Source organism: Noviherbaspirillum sp., assembly GCF_035654295.1.
Lineage (GTDB): Bacteria > Pseudomonadota > Gammaproteobacteria > Burkholderiales > Burkholderiaceae_D > Noviherbaspirillum.
In genome coordinates, this window is record NZ_DASRXF010000074.1 from 1 (window position 1) to 19,813 (window position 19,813).

Below are 19,813 nucleotides of genomic sequence, written 5' to 3' on the forward strand. Positions count from 1 at the left end.
CTGGCGTTGCGCGCCGGCACGCAGGAGGTGCGCCTGCGGGTGGCGGGAGGGCTGACGCGTGCGCGCGCGGGGCAGCGGCTTGCCGTGATGGACATCGGCGCGGCGCAGTGGCGCTTCAACCGGCTCGGACGCTTGTCGCACATCGAGCTGAAGCTGGAATCGGGCATCGGCCGCGGCGCCTTTAAGATGGTGCTGGAAAAGGAATTGCCCGCCGGCCTGCTGGTCACCGAGACCGAGGACCAGGAGGCGCGCACCGCCAACATGTCGCGCGCTTACCGCGTCAATCTCAACATGCTTGCGCTGGTGGCGCTGTTCACCGGCGCCTTCCTGGTGTTTTCGACGCAGGCGCTTTCCGTGCTGCGGCGGCGCAGCCAGCTCGCGCTGCTGCGCGTGGCCGGCATGACGCGCCGCCAGGTGCTCGTGCAAATCCTGGTGGAAGGCGCGGTGCTGGGCGTGAGCGGGTCGCTCGCCGGGCTGGCCGCCGGTTATGCGATTGCCGCCCTCGCCCTCCGGCTGTTCGGCGGCGACCTCGGCGGCGGATACTTTCCCGGCGTGCAGCCGACGGTGCAATTTTCCCTGCCTGCCGCAGCGACCTTTTTCCTGCTTGGCACCGCCGCCGGCCTGCTCGGTTGCGCCAGTCCGGCATGGGAAGCGGCGCGTGCGCGGCCCGCACAGGCACTCAAGTCCGGCAGCGAAGACGTGGCGCTTTCGCGCCTGGCGTCGCCCTGGCCGGCGCTCGTCTGCCTGGCGGCCGGCGGCGCCATGTCACAGTTGCCGCCGGTATTCGAATTGCCGGTGTTCGGCTACCTGTCCATCGCCCTGCTCCTGATCGGCGGCATCGCGCTGATGCCGCGCGTGGCGGCGCTCATGTTCTCACTGCTGTCCCGTCTCGTCGTCCGCCCGGGGACCGGCGCGGTCGCCGCGCTCTCGCTCGGGCGGCTCGCCAATGCGCCCAACCAGGCCTCGATCGCGCTCGGCGGCGTGCTCTCCAGCTTCAGCCTGATGGTGGCGATGGCAATCATGGTCGCGAGCTTCCGCGTGTCGGTGGACGACTGGCTGTCGCAGGTGCTGTCGGCGGACCTGTACGTGCGTTCAGCGGCCGGCGGCAATACGGGGGCCTTCTCCGCGGCCGAGCAGGAAGCCGTCGCGAAGACGCCCGGCGTCGAGCGGGCGGATTTCCTGCGCCTGACGCAACTGGTCATCGATCCTGCCCGCCCGCCGGTCGCCTTGCTGGCGCGGCCGATCGAGGTGGAGCATCCGGCGCGGGTCGTACCCCTGGTCGGCGAATCGGTGGCTGCAAAGGACATCCCGGCGGGTGCCGTTCCTGTGTGGGTGTCGGAAGCCATGACAGACCTGTATGGGTTCCATCCCGGCGAACGGCAACGACTGCCGCTCGCAGGGCAATTGCGCGAAGTATTCGTGGCCGGCATCTGGCGCGACTACGCGCGGCAATCGGGCGCGATCCAGATGCGGCTGGCCGACTACCGCCGGCTCACCGGGGACAACGAGGTCAACGACGCCGCGCTCTGGCTGCAGCCCGATGCAACGACGGGCAAGGTGATGGAAGCGATGCGCGGCCTGCCTTTCGGGGCGGTGCTTGAGTTTTCCGAGCCGGCGGAGATCCGCGCGATCAGCCTGCGCATCTTCGACCGCAGCTTTGCCGTCACCTACTTGCTGGAAGCGGTGGCGATCGTCATCGGCCTGTTCGGCGTGGCGGCGACGTTTTCCGCGCAGACGCTGGCACGCGCCAAGGAATTCGGCATGCTGCGGCACGTCGGCGTCATGCGCCGCCAGATCCTCGCGATGCTGGCGGCCGAAGGCAGCCTGCTGACGCTGCTGGGCATCGTTGTCGGCTTCCTGCTCGGCAGCGCGATCAGCCTCATCCTGGTGTTCGTGGTCAACCCGCAATCCTTCCACTGGACCATGCAGCTGCACATGCCCTGGGGCATGCTGCTCGCGGTCGCGGCGGTGCTGCTGGTATCGGCGGCGCTGACCGCGCTGGCGTCCGGACGCTACGCGGTCTCCGGCGAAGCGGTGCGCGCGGTGAGGGAGGATTGGTGATGCGCCTGTTCATTCTTCGCCTCCTGATACTGCTCGCGCTGGCAATGCCGGCCGCCGCAGCCCCGCCGCAACTCTCGGCCGTCGTCCCCGGCAAGGCCCTGTCGCTGCCCTACGACTTCGGCGCGCACCCCGATTTCCGCACCGAGTGGTGGTACGCCACCGGATGGGTGGAACTGCCCGATGGCAAACCGCTCGGCTTCCAGGTCACCTTCTTCCGCTCGGCGACCGACCACGACGCCGATAACCCCAGCCGCTTCGCGCCGAAGCAGCTCATCATCGCCCACGCTGCCGTCTCTGATCCCGCGGTTGGCAAACTTCTGCATGAACAGAAAAGCGCGCGCGAAGGATTCGGCCGCGCCCATGCGCGCACCGGCAATACCGATGTCAAGCTCGATGCATGGCGCTTTGTCCGCCGCGACGACGGCAGCTACCATGCCAGCATCCCCGCCCGCGACTTCGCGCTCGACCTGGTTCTGACACCGACCCAGCCGCCGATGCTGCAAGGCGAGAACGGATTCTCCCGCAAGGGCCCGAAACCGGGACAGGCCAGCTATTACTACAGCGAGCCCCAGCTCAGGGTGGAAGGCTCCGTAAGCCGCGGCGGCACGGCGGCAAAGGTCAAGGGCCGCGCCTGGCTGGACCACGAATGGTCGACCACGGTGCTCGATCCAGACGCCGCGGGATGGGACTGGATCGGCGCGAACATGGACGACGGTTCGGCGCTGATGGTGTTCCGCATCCGTTTGAAGAATGGCGGCGTGCTCTGGTCGCACGCCGCCCTGCGCGACAAGTCCGGCCGCGTGATGCACTACGGGCCGGATGAAGTACAGTTCCTGCCTCAGCGCAACTGGCGCTCGCCCCGCACCGGCGCCACCTATCCGGTGGCCGTGCAGGTGCGCACCGGCGGCATCACCTGGGACCTGGAGCCGTTGCAGGACGACCAGGAACTCGATTCGCGCCAGTCGACGGGATCGGTCTATTGGGAGGGCGCCGTGCGCATCGAGCGCGACGGCCGTCCGGCCGGGCGCGGCTACCTGGAGCTGACCGGCTATGTGAAACCACTGAAACTATGAACGCGACAAGAGAAGAAAAAAGCAGCATCGCGACGCTCAAGGGCCTCCTGCCCTTTCTCGCCCCCTACCGGAAACAATTCATGCTCGCGGGCGTGGCCCTGGTGATCGCCGCCGCAGCCACGCTCGCCATCCCCTACGCCTTCCGCCGCATGATCGACGCCGGCTTCGGCTCGGGCGGCATGCAGACCGCCGGCCACATCGACGTGTACTTCCTTGCCCTGTTCGCCGTCGCCTGCGTGCTGGCGCTGGCGACTGCCGCACGCTTCTACATGGTGTCCTGGCTGGGCGAGCGCGTGACCGCCGACCTGCGCAGCGCGGTCTACCGCCACGTGGTCGTGCAAAGCCCGCAATTCTTCGAGACTACACAGACCGGCGAAGTCTTGTCGCGCCTGACCACCGACACGACGCTGATCCAGACGCTCGTCGGCACCAGCATTTCGCTGGCGCTGCGCAATACGCTGCTCTTCGCCGGCGGACTGGTGATGCTGTTCGTCACCAGCGCGCGGCTGTCCTCGATCATCATCGTGATGCTGGCCGCGGTGGTGCTTCCCATCGTTCTGTTCGGACGCCGCGTGCGCAAGCTGTCGCGCGATTCGCAGGACCGTGTCGCGGACGCGTCGGCGCTCGCCGGTGAGATCCTCAATGCCATGCCCACCGTGCAGGCGTTCACGCAGGAAAGGAATGAAGCCTCCCGTTTCGGCGGCTCGGTCGAGCGTGCCTTCCATACGGCCTTGCAGCGCATCCGCGCGCGCTCCCTGCTCACGGCAGTCGCCATCCTGCTGGTCTTCGGCGCGATCGTGTTCGTGCTCTGGCTGGGCGCGCATGCGGTCATCCAGGGCAGGATGACGGGCGGCGAGCTTGGCCAGTTCATCCTGTACGCCACTATCGTGGCCGGGGCGACGGGCGCGCTGTCGGAAGTGATGGGCGAAGCGCAACGGGCCGCCGGCGCGGCGGAGCGCCTGCTGGAACTGCTGGTCGTGCGCTCGCCGATCCAACCGCCGGCGGCGCCGCTCCCCCTGCCGGCGCGCGCCGCGAACGGCGCCTCCCTGTCCTTGTGCGACGTGAGCTTCCACTACCCTTCGCGCCCAGGGGCGCCCTCGCTGTCGGGCATATCGCTCGATGTCCGTCCGGGCGAAACGGTGGCCGTCGTCGGCCCCTCGGGCGCGGGCAAGACCACGCTGTTCCAGCTGCTCCTGCGCTTCTACGATCCCCAGCAGGGCAGCATCCTGCTCGACGGCATCGACATCCGCCGGCTCGACCTGCACGCGCTGCGCGGCGCAATCGGCATCGTGCCGCAGGACACGGTGATCTTTTCCGCCGATGCGATGGAGAACATCCGCTATGGCCGCACCGATGCCAGCGATGCGGAAGTGATCGAGGCGGCGCGGCTGGCCGCCGCCCACGACTTCATCGAACGCCTGCCCGACGGCTACCGCTCCTTCCTCGGCGAACGCGGCGTGCGGCTGTCCGGCGGCCAGCGGCAGCGCATCGCGATCGCCCGCGCCCTGCTCAAGAATCCGCCGCTGCTCCTGCTCGATGAGGCGACCAGCGCGCTCGACGCGGAATCGGAACGCCTGGTGCAAGCCGCGCTGGAAGCGGCGATGGCCGGCCGCACGACGCTCGTCATCGCGCACCGCCTGGCCACGGTGCAGCGCGCCGACCGCATCATCGTGATGGAACACGGCCGCATCGTGGAGACCGGCACCCATGCCTCGCTGGTGGCGCAAGGCGGGCTCTATGCCAGCCTCGCCGCATTGCAATTTTCGCAAGGTTGAGCGTGCAGGAATGACACAGTCCGGACGGTGATTTAATTTAAAATAGCGCGACTCAACACACACATTCCCATGCGCCAATACCTCGACTTCATGCGCCATGTCCAAGACCATGGCACCGAAAAAACAGACCGCACGGGCACCGGCACGCGCTCGGTCTTCGGCTACCAGATGCGTTTCAACCTGCAGGAAGGTTTTCCGCTGGTGACGACCAAGAAGCTGCACCTGAAATCCATCATCCATGAACTGATCTGGTTCCTGGCCGGCTCCACCAACATCAAGTACCTGAAAGACAACGGTGTCTCGATCTGGGACGAATGGGCCGACGCCGAAGGCAACCTCGGCCCGATCTACGGCTACCAGTGGCGCTCTTGGCCGGCGCCGGACGGCAGGCACATCGACCAGATCGCGCAGCTGCTCGACCAGATCCGCAACAACCCGGATTCGCGCCGCCTGATCGTCTCGGCCTGGAATGTGGCCGACATCCCGCAGATGAAGCTGCCACCCTGCCATGCGTTCTTCCAGTTCTACGTGGCCGACGGCAAACTGTCTTGCCAGCTCTACCAGCGCAGCGCCGACATCTTCCTCGGCGTGCCCTTCAATATCGCGTCCTACGCGCTGCTGACGCACATGGTGGCCGAGCAGACCGGCCTGGAGGTCGGCGATTTCATCTGGACCGGCGGCGACTGCCACCTCTACTCCAACCACATGGAGCAAGTCCGCGAACAGCTCTCGCGCACGCCCTACCCGCTGCCGAAGCTGGTCATCAAGCGCAAGCCGGAGTCGATCTTCGATTACAGGTTCGAGGACTTCGAGATCGAGGGCTACCAGAGCCATCCGCACATCAAGGCGCCGGTGGCCGTCTGATGGGACACATCACGCTCGTCGTGGCCATCGACGAAAAACGTGGCATCGGGATCGACAACAAGCTGCCCTGGCACCTGCCGGAAGACCTCGCTCACTTCAAGCGCACCACGATGGGCCATCCGATCATCATGGGGCGCAAGACCTTCGATTCGATCGGCCGGCCGCTGCCCAACCGGCGCAACATCGTCATCACGCGCAACCCCGAGTGGATGCGCGACGGCGTCGACGTTGTCTCTTCGCTTGAAGCGGCACTGGCGCTGGTCGGCGATACGCCGTCCTGCGTGATCGGCGGCGGCCAGATCTTCGCCGAAGCGCTGCCGATCGCCCACCGCATGGTGGTGACCGAGATCGGCAAGACCTTCGACTGCGACGCCTTCTTCCCGGAGTTCGACCGCACCCAGTGGAAGGAAGTCGCGCGCGAAACCCACCACTCCGAATCCAACGGATTCGACTACGCCTACGTCACCTACGAACGCAACTAGCGAACGTTACAAGCCGGAAAAGCCGTGAACGGGCGAGCGCCCTTTCCCGGCTGCATCCCCCCCGCCCGGTGCATGCCGGGCGCCGGGCACTCATCTCCTTCCAGTCTGTCTCATTAATCCGTCCGCGGCCGGCCATCGGTAGTTGACCGGTTGCACCATTCCGTCAACGAACAAAAGGAGATCGTCATGGACCAGGAGTCCGCATCATCGCAAGCATGGGGAAAATGGCTGGCCGGCGCGGCACTCGGTGCGGCGGCCATGTATCTGTCCGATCCCGACCGGGGCAAGCGGCGCCGGGCGCTCATCCGCGACAAGATGGTGAGTACCGCGCACCGCTCGGGCGGCGCCATCGGTGTAGCATCGCGCGACCTTGCCAACCGCATGCAGGGCATGCGCGCGAAAACCGGCCGCCTGTTCTCACGGCGCGGCAAGGCGACGGATGACCAGCACCTCATCGAGCGGGTGCGCTCCAAGGTCGGACGCGCGGTATCCCATCCGCACGCGGTGAAGGTGCATGCGCAGGACGGCTGCATCATCCTCAGCGGACCGGTATTTGCGCACGAGAAGGACCAGTTGCTGGAGGCGGTCCGGTCGGTGCCGGGCGTGCGCAGCATTGACGATGCGCTGCAGGCGCACGTGCAGTCCGACGGCGTGCCATCGCTGCAGGGCGAAGGCCGTCCGCGCCAGCTCCACGCGCCCATCCTGCAAGGTAACTGGCCGCCCGCCTGGCGTGCCGCCGCCACGCTGGGCGGCGGGGCGCTCAGCGCCTACGGTCTGCGGCAACGCTCGGTGCTCGGGCTCGCAGCTGCCGCTGTCGGCGTCGGCCTGCTTGCGCGCGGCCTCGCCAACATGCAGGCACGCTCGTACGGCAGGTCGGGCTCGCAATCGATCGAACTGCACAAGACCATCTACATCGACGCCGCGCCCGAGACAGTGTTCGATGCCTGGTCGAATTACGAAAACTTCCCGCAGTTCATGTCGAATGTGCAGGAGGTGCGCGAGATCGGCGACGGACGCTCGCACTGGGTGGTCAGCGGCCCCGCCGGAACGCAGATCGAATGGGATGCCGTCGTGACCGAAAGCGAGCGTCCGCGCACGCTCGCCTGGCGCACCGCCGAGGAAGCGCAGGTCGCGCATACCGGCCGGGTGCGCTTCGAGCCGGATGGCGAAGGCACGCGGGTGCACGTGCACATGACCTACCGGCCGCCGGCGGGCGCGCTGGGCGACGCGGTTGCCACCCTGTTCCACGGCAATCCGAAGAACCAGATGGACGAAGACCTGCTGCGCATGAAGAGCCGTATCGAGGCCAGTGCGCCGGCCAGGGGCGTGAACACGGCCGCCGAGCAGGCGATCTATCCGAGCTGAAGCCATTCCCTGTCCCCGTCACCCCGCCTGCGAGGGGATGACGGGGACCGCCGGCCCGGTATCAAAACAACAATTTTCCCGCATCTTCGCAAAATCGCGGCCGTTTCTCGCACATCCCCGCCATATCTGCGAAAATTCGGTTTTTCTTTTTTTCGGCGCGCAAGCTTTCCCGCCCAGGCGTCTCCCTAGCATTTTGTCCATCCTGGAGACCACATGAAATTTCGCTTCCCCATCGTCATCATCGACGAGGACTTCCGCTCCGAAAACACCTCCGGCCTCGGCATCCGCGCGTTGGCCGAAGCGATGGAAAAAGAAGGCATGGAAGTCCTGGGCGTAACCAGCTACGGTGACCTGTCTCAGTTCGCGCAACAGCAATCGCGGGCATCGGCCTTCATCCTGTCCATCGACGATGAAGAGTTCGGCGGCGGCACCTCCGAAGAAACCGACGCCGCGCTGAAATCGCTGCGCGCCTTCGTCGAGGAGATCCGCTACAAGAACGCCGACATCCCGATCTACCTGTACGGCGAAACCCGCACCTCGCGCCATATCCCGAATGACATCCTGCGCGAGCTGCACGGCTTCATCCACATGTTCGAAGACACGCCGGAGTTCGTCGCGCGCCACATCATCCGCGAGGCCAAGTCCTATCTCGACAGCCTGGCGCCGCCCTTCTTCCGCGCGCTGGTGCATTACGCGAAGGACGGTTCGTATTCCTGGCACTGCCCCGGCCACTCCGGCGGCGTGGCCTTCCTGAAATCGCCGATCGGCCAGATGTTCCACCAGTTCTTCGGCGAGAACATGCTGCGCGCCGACGTCTGCAACGCGGTGGAAGAACTCGGCCAGCTGCTCGACCACACCGGCCCGGTGGCCGCCTCCGAGCGCAATGCGGCGCGTATCTTCAACGCCGACCACTGCTACTTCGTCACCAACGGCACCTCGACCTCGAACAAGATGGTGTGGCACTCCACCGTCGGCCCCGGCGACATCGTCGTGGTGGACCGCAACTGCCACAAGTCCATCCTGCACTCGATCATCATGACCGGCGCGATCCCGGTGTTCCTGATGCCGACGCGTAATCACCTCGGCATCATCGGCCCGATCCCGCTCGAAGAATTCAAGATGGAAAACATCATGAAGAAGATCGAGGCCAACCCGTTCGCGCGCGAAGCGGTGAACAAGAAACCGCGCATCCTGACCATCACGCAGTCGACCTACGACGGCGTGCTGTACAACGTCGAGACGATCAAGGAAATGCTCGACGGGAAGATCGACACCCTGCACTTCGACGAAGCCTGGCTGCCGCACGCGACCTTCCACGACTTCTACAAGAACATGCACGCCATCGGCAAGGACCGCCCGCGCGCCAAGGAATCGCTGATCTTCTCCACACAGTCCACGCACAAGCTGCTGGCCGGCCTGTCGCAGGCTTCGCAGATCCTGGTGCGCGATTCGCAGACGGTGAAGCTCGACCAGGACATGTTCAACGAAGCCTACCTGATGCACACCTCGACCTCGCCGCAGTACGCGATCATCGCTTCCTGCGACATCGCCGCGGCGATGATGGAGCCGCCGGGCGGCACCGCGCTGGTCGAAGAAAGCATCCTCGAAGCGCTGGACTTCCGCCGCGCCATGCGCAAGGTCGACGAGGAATGGGGCCAGGACTGGTGGTTCCAGGTCTGGGGACCGGACAAGTTTTCGGAAGAAGGCATGGGCTCGCGCGAAGACTGGATGATCCGCGCGGAAGACGACTGGCACGGCTTCGGCAAACTGGCGCCGGGCTTCAACATGCTCGACCCGATCAAGGCGACGATCGTCACCCCGGGCCTGGCGTTGGACGGCAAGTTCGGCGAGACCGGCATCCCGGCATCGATCGTGACCAAGTACCTGGCCGAGCACGGCGTCATCGTCGAGAAGTGCGGCCTGTATTCGTTCTTCATCATGTTCACCATCGGCATCACCAAGGGCCGCTGGAACACGCTGCTGACGGCGCTGCAGCAGTTCAAGGACGACTACGACAAGAACCAGCCGATCTGGCGCATCCTGCCGGAGTTCGCCGCGGCCAATCCGCGTTACGAGCGCGTCGGCCTGCGCGACCTGTGCCATGCGATCCACGACATGTACAAGACCTACGACGTCGCGCGCCTGACGATGGAAATGTACCTGTCCGACATGCAGCCGGCGATGAAGCCGTCCGACGCCTTCGCCAAGATGGCGCACCGCGACATCGAACGCGTGTCGATCGAGGAACTGGAAGGCCGTGTTACCGCGATCCTGCTGACGCCCTACCCGCCGGGAATTCCGCTGCTGATCCCGGGCGAGCGTTTCAACAAGACCATCGTCGATTACCTGAAATTCGCACGGGACTTCAACGAGAAGTTCCCGGGCTTCGAGACCGACGTGCACGGGCTCGTGACGCAGGAGATCGATGGCAAGCGCGGGTATTACGTGGATTGCGTGAAATAGGAGGTTGGCAGGGGGGCTTTGCGCTGCCCGCCATGCCGTGCTTTATGTGCTGGTGGGTTTCGCTTGCGCTCTACCCACCCTACCGTCCTTTATAAAGAACCGTAGGGTGGGTAGAGCGAAGCGAAACCCGCCATCCCTCCACCTCACCCAAACTTCCTCCCCGCATCCAGCGCCAATCCGGCGCCAATACTGCCGAAGCGATCGCCTTCCACCTGGCGCGCGTTCGGCACTGTCGCCGCAATCCTCCGCCGCAGCAGCGGCACGCCGCTCGAACCACCCGTAAAAAACACGGTATCAACAGCGTCCGCGGCAATCCCCGCATCCCGCAACAATCCGCTCACCGCGCGCTCCACGTCGGCCGTCAGGTGCGCTATCGCTTCATCGAAGCGCTCGCCGTCCAGCGCCACGTCCAGCGGCGGCGACAGCCTGTCGAGTTCGAGCCGGGCATGGCCTGTATCGGACAAGGCAATCTTGCCCTCTTCCACACGCATCGCCAGCCAATGCCCCTCTCGATGCCGGACCAGGTGCAGCAGACGGCCGATCTTGTCACGCTCGACCGCATCGCGGTGGATGTCCTGCAGCTCGCGCTCGGCCCGCTGGGTATAGGCGAGGTTGATCGTGTGCCAGGTCGCGAGATTGAAGTAATAGCTCGACGGTACCTCGCTTTGGCTCTTGAGCCGGCTGCCGAGGCCGAGCTGGGGCATGACGCAGGACAGGCTGAGGTACTTGTCGAAATCCGTGCCGCCGATGTGGATGCCGCCGTTGGCGAGGATATCGTCGCGCCGTTCGGACTTGCCGGCGCGTTGCGGCCCCAGACGGATCAGGGAGAAATCCGAGGTGCCGCCGCCGATGTCGGCGATCAGCACCAGTTCCTCCCGATCGATGCGCGATTCGTAATCGAAGGCCGCGGCAATCGGTTCGTACTGAAATGCCACCTCGCGGTAACCGGCTGCCAGCCCGATTTCCCTGAGCGTGTTTTCCGCCACCCGGTCCGCCCCGGCATCACCGTCGACGAAATAGACCGGACGCCCGAACACCGCGCGCTCGAACGTGCGTCCGGCGGCGGCCTCCGAACGCCGCTTCAGTTCGGCGATGAATTGCGCCAGCAGCATGCGGAACGGCAGCGCGCGCCCCAGCACCTCCGTCTGGCCATCGATCAGGCTGGTGCCGAGCAGGCTTTTCAGGGAACGCATGAGGCGGCCCTCGTAGCCTGCCAGATAGTCTGCCAGGGCCGCGCGGCCGAAGCTGACCGCATCTTCTTCCGCATTGAAGAAGACGGCGGACGGCAAGGTCCGGTTGCCGTCCTCCAGCGCCAGCAGTGCCGGCTGTCCGGGCCGGGTCCAGCCGACCGTGGAATTGGACGTGCCGAAATCGACACCGCATGCGTTTGTCATCTTGAGGATCTGCCGGATTCGTGAGGGGCCGTAATGATACGCGAATCGGGGCGGTATCGCACGCCGGCAGATCCCACTTATCTGGACCGGCTTGCAACCTTGGCCGCCACCCTCCACACGGTGTTGCCGACATCATCGGCCACCAGCAGCGCGCCGTCCCTGGCGACCGCGACGCCGACCGGCCTGCCATAGGCCTCCCCTTCGCCGCTCAGGAACCCTGTCAGGAAATCTTCCGGCAGCCCGCTCGGCTTGCCGCCGGAAAACGGCACGAATACGACCTTGTAACCGCTATGCGGTTTGCGGTTCCAGGAACCGTGCAGGCCGACGAAGGCGCCGCCGTCATACTCGGCGGGGAACTGCATGCCATTGTAGAAAACCAGGCCGAGCGGGGCGGTGTGGGAGCCGAGCGCATAATCCGGCACGATCGCCCTGGCGACCAGGTCAGGCCGCTTTTCCTTCACCCGGTCGTCGATGTGCCGGCCGAAATAGCTGTAAGGCCAGCCGTAGAAGCCGCCCTCTTTCACGGAGGTCAGGTAGTCGGGCACAAGATCATTGCCGAGTTCATCGCGCTCATTCACCACGGTCCAGAGCTGGCCGCCCTGCCAGCCCATGCCGTTGGGGTTGCGCAGGCCGGAGGCGTAGACCCGCGACTTGCCGGTGGCAAGATCCACCTGCAAGATACATGCGCGGTTCTCTTCGTTGTCCATCCCGTTCTCGCCGACGTTGCTGTTCGATCCGACGGTGGCATACAGGTACCTGCCGTCCGGGCTGGCGATGATGTTCTTGGTCCAGTGATGGTTGATCGAACCGGCCGGCAGGTCCGCGATCTTGACGCCCGCTTCGCTGATTTCAGTCTGGCCATCCTTGTAGGGGAAGCGCAGGATGGCGTCGGTATTGGCAACGTAGAGATCGTTGCCGACCAGGGCCATGCCGAACGGTGAATTCAGGTTGGCGATGAAAACCTTTCGTATTGCCGCCGAACCGTCGGCGTTCAGACCGTTCAAGAGCGTGATGCGGTTGGCGCTCGGGCGTGCGCCGGAACCTGCCTTTTTCATCACTTCCTTCATCACGAAACCTTTGATGCCCTTCATGTCGTCAGGCTTGGCCGGCGCATCGGATTCCGCCACCAGCACGTCACCGTTGGGCAGCACGTACACCCACCGCGGATGGTCCAGGCCGACGGCATAGGCGGACACCGTAAACCCTTGTGCGGCTACGGGTTTCGTACCGGACGGCCAGCCCTTGGCAGGGGCGATGTTGACCGTCGGAACAAGATCCTTGTCCGGTGCCGGGAGGCGAGGATTGGGCCCCATGCCGGCTTCCACCGGCAAGGCGGGAGGATCGAACAACGCACAACCTGAAAGCACACACGCCAGGAAGGCGGCGCTTATCGGGGAACGACGCTTCATGACTGTCTCCGCTTGTTTTTCTGTTTGTCGACCTTCTATAGATTCGTCTCGGGATCGCGAATTCCGCCGCATTCCGGTTCGCGGTTGCGCGTTGGCAAGCCAAGCGTGACAAAAATGAATCTTTTTGCATAAAGCACATCGAATGACGAGAGCGCTACACGATGCGTGTAGCCAATCCGAAACGAATCATGAGGAGTCATGCGATGGCAGAGAACAAGGATCAGAGCAAGCCCATTGCCGGTGGCACCACAGCCGGCACGTCGGTGTCGGGGACTGGCGTCCTGACAGGCGGAAGTGGCACCGCGCAGATGCGCGACAACCCGAATGAAAGCTCGGCGGGCATGGCCGCTTCCGCACGGCAGTACGCGGACGACATGACAAGCCGCGCCAAGGAAAAAGGAAGGTCGCTTTTCGCTCAGCAAAAGGAATCGGCGCTAGGCCAGGTCAGCAGCGTCGCCGGCGCCATCCGCAATACCGCGCAGAACCTGCAGGGTGAAGGACAGGACCAGACCGCGCGCTATGTCCAGCTGATCGCCGACCAGCTGGAATCGCTCGGCGGCCGCCTGCGCAACAAAGACCTCGACTCCATCGTTAGGGACGCCGAAGGCTACGCGCGCCGTTCGCCGGGGACTTTCCTCGTCGGCACCATGGTCGCTGGCTTCCTGCTCGCGCGCTTCCTGAAGAGTTCGTCCGAGCGCCAGGCGTATCGCGGCGACTGGGAGGATGAGGGAACCATTTCGGCGGGCGAAGCCGGGCCATATACCGGGGCAGCCGGAACGACCGGCACGACCGGCACGACCGGGACAAGCACAGCATCGCCGATCGGGGCTGACGGCACCCCGGCGAAGGGGGCATCGACCACCGGCGGGGTGACAGGGTCGAACATCGGAGGTAACGCACCATGATGATCGACAAGACAGACAAGTCCCTGGGAGCGCTGTTCTCCGACCTGACGCGCGACATGGTTGACCTTGTCCGCCAGGAGATCGCGCTCGCGCGGGCCGAAATGTCATCGAAGATGGCCGAGATCCAGACGGCTCTGATCTCGGTCGCGGTCGGGGCTGCAGTCATGCTCGCAGGCCTGTTCATCCTGCTGCTGGCCGTGGTGCGCGGCGTGGAAGTGCTGCTGCCGCCCAATATCGGCCCGTGGCTGGCGCCGCTGATCGTCGGGCTCATCGTCGCCGGCGGCGGCTACGCCCTGGTCAAGAGTGGCAGCGCCAAGATCACCGCGGACAAGCTCACGCCGCACAGAACAATGGACTCGCTCAAGCGCGACAAGCTCGCCGTACAGGAGAAGCTCTGATGAAAAACACGGATAACCGCAGCCCGGAAGAGATCGAGAGCGATCTCGAGCGCACACGCGCCGATTTCACCTCCACCATCGACGCCATCCAGCACAAGTTGTCGCCGAGCGAAATGATGGATAACGCGGTCGACTATGCACTGTCCACTACCCCAGGAGCATTCAGCATGAACCTCGTCAATTCGGTACGTGACAATCCCATTCCCGTTGCCCTGATCGGCATTGGCATTGCCTGGCTGATGGCTGCCGGACGCCAGACGCCGGCCTACGAACCGGGCCGGCGTTACGCCCGTTCCGTGCGCCGCCCCCGCTATGCCGCCGACTATGAGGGTTATGAAGGTTACGATGAGAACGAATACCTCGCGGCGCGCGATTACGGCGCCGGCGAACCAGAGGAAGGCATGATGCAGCGCATGTCATCCAAGGCCGGCGAGGCCGGAAGCAGCATCAAGGACACCGCGAGCAACGTCGGGCAGCGCATCAGCGACACGGCCTCCTCCGTCACCGGGCGGGTGCAGCAGGCAGGCCAGAGTGCGCGCCAGCGCCTGCAGGAAACCGCGGGCAGCGCGCAGGCGCGCATGAGCGAGATGCGCCGGCGCTCGCAGATGCAGGCCGGCTATGCGAAGGACCGCTTCAACGAGATGTACGACGAGCAGCCGCTGGCCATGGGCGCCGTCGGCCTGGCCATCGGCGCGGTACTGGGGGCGGTCCTCCCGAGCACGCGGCGGGAAAATGAAATGATGGGCAGCATGCGTGACGACCTGATGCATCGTGCAAAGGAAACCGCGCGCGAACAGGCGGATACCCTCAAGCAGTCGGCGCAGCGAGTGGCCGAGACGGCGAAGAAGGAAGCGGAGCGCGTGGCGGAAGATATGTCCAACCGCCCGACGACGCAGCAGCCCACCGCCGGGGCCGGACAAGGCACCAGCGCAACCACCGGCACAACGACGGGTTCTGCTACGCCTTACAGCGGACCAACAGGATCCTCGAGTATCCACTAAGGCAAGCATGAGGACCGCGCCCTGCCGGCGCGGTCTTTTTGCGCCTGCCCTCAGGCTTCCATCCGCATCCGGAAGCGGCGCTGGCGCTCGTCTTGAAGCTGCTGCGCGGTGATTGCGCCTGTTCTGAGCAGCACGTTGTTCATGTACTCGTCGCGCTGCGCGGGTGTGTGATGGAGCGACATCACGTAGCCGTCCGACATGCCCTTCAGGTGTTCCACCCGTCCGGACAGCGTCTTGCCCTTCTCCAGGCCGAGGCGGTAGCCGAGCATCCGCCCGCCAAAATAGCCCATGCCGAAAACGAGGATGGCGCCGACGAGAATGACGAGGGCGACGGTGAAGGCTTGAGCGGTATCCATGAAATATTCTCTGCAGACAATGTCGGCATCGTACTCCGCCGCGCCGCGCGAGTCATTGCCCTTCCTGACAACTTGCCGCCGCTCTTTCGATTGAAAAAATTACATTTGGCAACAGCTATCGCAATTGCGAAACAGCCATTACCGCGCTTTGCCCGCATTATTCGTTTCAATACAGCAACTCGTTGAAACGTTCGAAGCTCCAGAGGTGGGCCTCTTCCCGGCAGGGGAAGCTTGGGTTGGGGGCAGGATGGTTGAAGTACTGGCTGTATCGCGAACAACCTACCCCTTACCTGCCCCTCCCCCCGCAATGGGGGGAGGGTTTTTTTTCGTTTGTTTGTTTGCCGCTTACCCTGGGCTGAAAATCGAAAACCGGCTTAACGGCCAGGAAACCGCCGCCCCCGGCCAGGGGTGATGCGGAAGAATGCCCCGGATCAGGTCTTCGGCAAGGTCACGCCGCGCTGGCCCTGGTACTTGCCGCCGCGGTCCTTGTACGAGGTCTCGCAGACTTCGTCGCTCTCGAAGAACAGCACCTGCGCGCAGCCTTCGCCTGCGTAGATCTTTGCCGGCAGCGGCGTTGTGTTGGAAAACTCCAGGGTGACGTAGCCTTCCCACTCGGGCTCGAAGGGCGTCACGTTGACGATGATGCCGCAGCGCGCGTAGGTCGACTTGCCGAGGCAGATGGTCAGCACATTGCGCGGGATGCGGAAGTATTCGACGGTGCGCGCCAGTGCGAAGGAGTTCGGCGGGATGATGCAGACATCGCCCTTGAAATCGACGAACGACTTCTCGTCGAAGTTCTTCGGGTCGACGATGGTGCTGTTGATGTTGGTGAAGATCTTGAATTCGGCGGCGCAGCGGATATCGTAGCCGTAGGACGAGGTACCGTAGCTGACGATCTTCTGGCCGTCGACGTGGCGCACCTGGCCGGACTCGAACGGTTCGATCATGCCGTGTTCCTGGGCCATGCGGCGGATCCACTTGTCGGATTTGATGCTCATTGTTTTCGCGTTGTATGAGGGATGACTGCCGTGCGCTTGCACACGACGAATTCCCGCGATTTTACGCGAAAACAACCGCCCGGCGACCGTATATTGTCGAATCGTCTAGACAGCCTGGCGGAACACTTCCGGCCGGCGCTCCATCGGCTGGTGGAACCATGACGCTTCGTCCACATACTGCTGCTCGACGCAGGCGACGTAGGCGTCCTTCAGCCGTGTCGGGTCCTGCAGCAGGCGGTCTTTCCACTCGCCGAGATGGACGTGGTTCTGGATCAGGCTGCGCAGGATGGCCGCATGCTCGGTCACGCCCACGGCGTTGCAGCCGATGAGCACATCCTTGAAGAACTCCAGGCGCAGGTAGCGGAAATTGCGCTCGTCCGCCAGTTCCACCCACTGCCCGCCCCGCACGCCCTGCCAGTTGCCGAAGGACGAGGAGATCAGGCCCATGGTGTCGATCACATCGATCTGGCGCACGCCGCGCTGGAAGGCATGCTTGCCCGTCATGTTGAGCGCCGCGCAGTAGGCCTGATCGGCCGCATTCGGCTGCACGCCCGAGATGATGGAGCGGCCGGCCACGCTGTCGAAGGTCTCGGCGCAATCGCCCGCGGCGTAGACGCCGGGCACGTTGGTCTGCATCGAGGCGTCGACGACCACGCCCTGCAGGCAGCGGATACCGCTGCCCTTGAGGAAGGACACGTTGGGCATCGTGCCCACGGAATACACGATCAGGTCGGCGCTGAGCTGCTCGCGGTTGGACAGGCGCACCATGCGCCCGTGATCGTCGAGCTCGCTGCAGCCGATGGCGGTGACGCGTGTGCCGGTGACCACCTTGACGCCCTTCTTTTCGCACCAGCGCTGCACGAGGTCGCCCGCGCGCTTGCCCATCATGTTGGGCAGCATGCGGTCGCGCCGCTCAACCACGGTGAGGTTGACGCCGCGCGCCAGCAAGGCTTCCATCACGATGCAGCCGATGAATCCGGCACCGATGAGCACCACGCGGGCGCCCGGCCGTGCCAGCCGCTGGATGCGTCGTGCATCGTCCAGTGTCCAGCAGGCGTGCACGCCGGTGAAGTCGATACCGGGAATGACCGGCACGCGCGGCGATGCGCCGCTGGCGATGAGGAGCTTGTCGAATGCGAGGGCGCTGCCGTCTTCCATCTTGACGGTACGGGTGCGGGTGCTGACATGCACCGCCCGGCCGCGCACCTCGCTCACGTTCAGGCGCGACGCCCAGTCCTTTTCCCGGCGCAAATAGGTGCCCGCCTCATTCGTATTGCAGGCCAGCAGATGGGGAATCGACATGCGCGAGTACGGCGCCTCGTTCTCGTCGCCGATGAGGATGATGTCGTCCGCCGGCGCGTTCTTGCGGATGGTCTCCGCGGCGATGATGCCTGCCGGCCCGTTGCCGATGATGACGTGCTTCATGCGCCTGCTCCGCCGGTATGTCGATTTTGCATGCCCTTCCCCTGCTGGTTGAGGATGTATGCAAACCACTATATCGACGGGCAAAAGTTATCAATTGAACAATGTCAACCGAAAGGCATTATCCGGAGAAAGCTGCTGACAGGAAATGCTAGCGCTGCATCGACTCCCACACCTTCTGCAGACGCTTCACAGACACGGGCATCGGCGTGCGCAGCTCCTGTGCGAACAGGGAGACGCGCAGTTCTTCCAGCAGCCAGCGGAACTCGACCATCTTCGGGTCACTGCCCTTCTGGCGGTCCTTCAGTGCGCGCTGCCAGGGTGCGGCCACCTGCGCCCACTCGGCCATGAGCCGGGCATCGCGGGCGGGATCGGCGCGCAGCTTTTCGAGCCGCACATTGATCGCCTTCAGGTAGCGCGGGAAATGCGCGAGCTGCGTGTAATCGTTGTCCGCGATGAAGCGCTTGCCCACCAGCGACTGCAGCTGCGACTGCATGTCGGCCGCGCTCTGCGCATGCGCCCTGGCGCCCTGCAGCTTCTTCGGCAAGGTGTAGTACTCGGCCAGCACCTGCGCCGCGAGGCGTGCGATCTCGTTCACCAGCAGGCCGAGGCGGCTCTTGCCCTCATCCTTGCGCTGGTTGAACTCGTCGGCATTCTTCGGCAGCGGGTCCTGCATGCAGGCGCGCTCCAGGCCGGCCTGAATGATCTGGTCGCGCAGTTCCTCCTGGGTCCCGAGCGACATGAACTGCATGCCCATCTGCTGCAGGTTGGGAATGTTCTTTTCGAGGTATTTCAACTGCTCCTTGAGCTGCAGCGAGAACAGGCGGCGCAGACCGGTGCGGTGCACGCGCGCCGCCTCGGCCGGGTCGTCGAATACTTCGAGGTCGCAATGCGTGAGCTTGTCGACCAGCGCAGGGAAACCGATCAGGGTCTGCTTGCCCTGCTGGATCTCCAGCAGTTCCGGCAGCTCGCCGAAGGACCAGGTGGTCAGGTTCTGGTATTCCGAGATTGTGCCAGCGGCGGCAGGCGCGGCCTTGTCCGCCGTTTCCGCCGGCGCGATGGCCGTCTTTTCCGCCAGCTTCTGGAACTGCTCGCGCGCCTGGCCGCCGAATTCCGCCTGCAGGGATGCCAGGTTGCGGCCCATGTCGAGCTGACGTCCGTGCTCGTCGACCACCTTGAAGTTCATGAAGTGGTGTGCCGGCAGCGTCTCGAACTTGAAGTCGGTGGTCCTGACCGTCAGGCCTGTCTGCTCGCGCACGTCGGCGATCAGCGCATCGACCAGGTTGCCCTTGCCGAATTCGGCCCGATCGCAGAAGCCGGCAGCATAGTCCGGAAGCGGCACACAGTGGCGGCGCAGTTTCTGCGGCAGGGACTTCAGCAGCAGGTGTGTCTTTTCCTTCAGCATACCCGGCACCAGCCAGTCGCAGCGCTCGGCCGATACCTGGTTCAGCGTGTACAGCGGAATCGTCATCGTCACCCCGTCGCGCGGGCTGCCGGGCTCGAAGTGGTAGGTCAGCGTCATCGCTACGCCGGCCACGTTCATGGTCTTCGGGAACAGGTCGGTGGTCACGCCCGCCGCCTCGTGCCGCATCAGGTCGTCGCGGTTGAGGTGCAGCAGCTTCGGGTTCTTCGCGGTCGCTTCCTTCAACCATTTCTCGAAGGCGATGCCGGTATGGATGTCCTGCGGGATCAGCTTGTCGTAGAAAGCGGCGATCAGTTCCTCATCCACCAGCACGTCCAGGCGGCGCGACTTGTGTTCGAGGTTTTCGATCTCGCGCACCAGCTTCTGGTTGTGCGCCAGGAAGGGCGCGCGCGTGTCGAACTCGCCGGCCACCAAGGCGCTGCGG

General features: G+C 64.7%; 16 protein-coding genes. 10 read left to right on the forward strand and 6 right to left on the reverse strand.

Features of this window, described 5'->3' with window-relative positions; translation table 11 throughout:
* The 7 genes from VFF99_RS08190 to VFF99_RS08220 form a co-directional block, all read left to right on the forward strand.
* A partial coding sequence (locus VFF99_RS08190) for an FtsX-like permease family protein (protein ID WP_325016748.1) occupies positions 1 to 2,061 on the forward strand: 2,061 nt, incomplete at its 5' end.
* Positions 2,061 to 3,134: a carotenoid 1,2-hydratase gene (locus VFF99_RS08195; RefSeq protein WP_325016750.1), complete on the forward strand. Its 1,074-nt coding sequence runs from the start codon at positions 2,061 to 2,063 to the stop codon at positions 3,132 to 3,134. The genes VFF99_RS08190 and VFF99_RS08195, both read left to right, overlap by 1 nt.
* Positions 3,131 to 4,909: an ABC transporter transmembrane domain-containing protein gene (locus VFF99_RS08200; protein ID WP_325016751.1), complete on the forward strand. Its 1,779-nt coding sequence runs from the start codon at positions 3,131 to 3,133 to the stop codon at positions 4,907 to 4,909. The genes VFF99_RS08195 and VFF99_RS08200 overlap by 4 nt, the downstream gene beginning before the upstream one ends.
* Before the next feature lie 69 nt (positions 4,910 to 4,978).
* The gene (locus VFF99_RS08205; protein WP_325016753.1) at positions 4,979 to 5,773 is read left to right on the forward strand and encodes a thymidylate synthase; all 795 of its coding nucleotides are present in this window, start codon (positions 4,979 to 4,981) and stop codon (positions 5,771 to 5,773) included.
* Positions 5,773 to 6,255, forward strand: a complete 483-nt coding sequence (locus tag VFF99_RS08210) for a dihydrofolate reductase (RefSeq protein WP_325016755.1) — start codon at positions 5,773 to 5,775, stop codon at positions 6,253 to 6,255. The genes VFF99_RS08205 and VFF99_RS08210 overlap by 1 nt, the downstream gene beginning before the upstream one ends.
* A gap of 186 nt (positions 6,256 to 6,441) precedes the next feature.
* Positions 6,442 to 7,620, forward strand: coding sequence for an SRPBCC family protein (locus VFF99_RS08215; RefSeq protein WP_325016757.1), 1,179 nt, complete (start codon positions 6,442 to 6,444; stop codon positions 7,618 to 7,620).
* A gap of 213 nt (positions 7,621 to 7,833) precedes the next feature.
* Positions 7,834 to 10,083 carry an arginine/lysine/ornithine decarboxylase gene (locus tag VFF99_RS08220; RefSeq protein ID WP_325016759.1) on the forward strand — a complete coding sequence of 750 codons (2,250 nt, stop codon included), beginning with the start codon at positions 7,834 to 7,836 and terminating at the stop codon, positions 10,081 to 10,083.
* 143 nt (positions 10,084 to 10,226) lie between these two features.
* Here the strand turns inward: VFF99_RS08220 and VFF99_RS08225 are convergent, their stop codons facing one another.
* Both VFF99_RS08225 and VFF99_RS08230 read right to left on the reverse strand, forming a co-directional pair.
* Positions 10,227 to 11,477, reverse strand: a complete 1,251-nt coding sequence (locus VFF99_RS08225; RefSeq protein ID WP_325016761.1) for an Hsp70 family protein — start codon at positions 11,475 to 11,477, stop codon at positions 10,227 to 10,229.
* Between the two features lie 77 nt (positions 11,478 to 11,554).
* Positions 11,555 to 12,886 (reverse strand): sorbosone dehydrogenase family protein, encoded by a 1,332-nt coding sequence (locus tag VFF99_RS08230; protein ID WP_325016763.1) that lies wholly within the window; start codon positions 12,884 to 12,886, stop codon positions 11,555 to 11,557.
* A 203-nt stretch (positions 12,887 to 13,089) separates the two neighbouring features.
* Between VFF99_RS08230 and VFF99_RS08235 the strand changes: the two genes are divergently transcribed.
* From VFF99_RS08235 to VFF99_RS08245, 3 genes are read left to right on the forward strand one after another with little or no spacing between them, the layout of a single operon-like run.
* Positions 13,090 to 13,791 carry a hypothetical protein gene (locus VFF99_RS08235; RefSeq protein WP_325016768.1) on the forward strand — a complete coding sequence of 234 codons (702 nt, stop codon included), beginning with the start codon at positions 13,090 to 13,092 and terminating at the stop codon, positions 13,789 to 13,791.
* Positions 13,788 to 14,189: a phage holin family protein gene (locus tag VFF99_RS08240; protein ID WP_325016769.1), complete on the forward strand. Its 402-nt coding sequence runs from the start codon at positions 13,788 to 13,790 to the stop codon at positions 14,187 to 14,189. Before VFF99_RS08235 ends, VFF99_RS08240 begins: the two co-directional genes overlap by 4 nt.
* Positions 14,189 to 15,190, forward strand: a complete 1,002-nt coding sequence (locus VFF99_RS08245) for a DUF3618 domain-containing protein (RefSeq protein ID WP_325016771.1) — start codon at positions 14,189 to 14,191, stop codon at positions 15,188 to 15,190. Before VFF99_RS08240 ends, VFF99_RS08245 begins: the two co-directional genes overlap by 1 nt.
* 50 nt (positions 15,191 to 15,240) lie before the next feature.
* Here VFF99_RS08245 and VFF99_RS08250 read toward each other — a convergent pair whose 3' ends face one another.
* The 4 genes from VFF99_RS08250 to VFF99_RS08265 all read right to left on the reverse strand — a co-directional run.
* Positions 15,241 to 15,546: a hypothetical protein gene (locus VFF99_RS08250; RefSeq protein WP_325016773.1), complete on the reverse strand. Its 306-nt coding sequence runs from the start codon at positions 15,544 to 15,546 to the stop codon at positions 15,241 to 15,243.
* A gap of 431 nt (positions 15,547 to 15,977) precedes the next feature.
* Positions 15,978 to 16,544: a dCTP deaminase gene (dcd, locus tag VFF99_RS08255; protein WP_325016775.1), complete on the reverse strand. Its 567-nt coding sequence runs from the start codon at positions 16,542 to 16,544 to the stop codon at positions 15,978 to 15,980.
* 105 nt (positions 16,545 to 16,649) lie between these two features.
* Complete coding sequence (locus VFF99_RS08260; RefSeq protein WP_325016777.1) at positions 16,650 to 17,969, reverse strand: NAD(P)/FAD-dependent oxidoreductase; 1,320 nt, start codon at positions 17,967 to 17,969, stop codon at positions 16,650 to 16,652.
* A 148-nt stretch (positions 17,970 to 18,117) separates the two neighbouring features.
* A partial coding sequence (locus VFF99_RS08265; protein WP_325016779.1) for a DUF3418 domain-containing protein occupies positions 18,118 to 19,813 on the reverse strand: 1,696 nt, incomplete at its 5' end.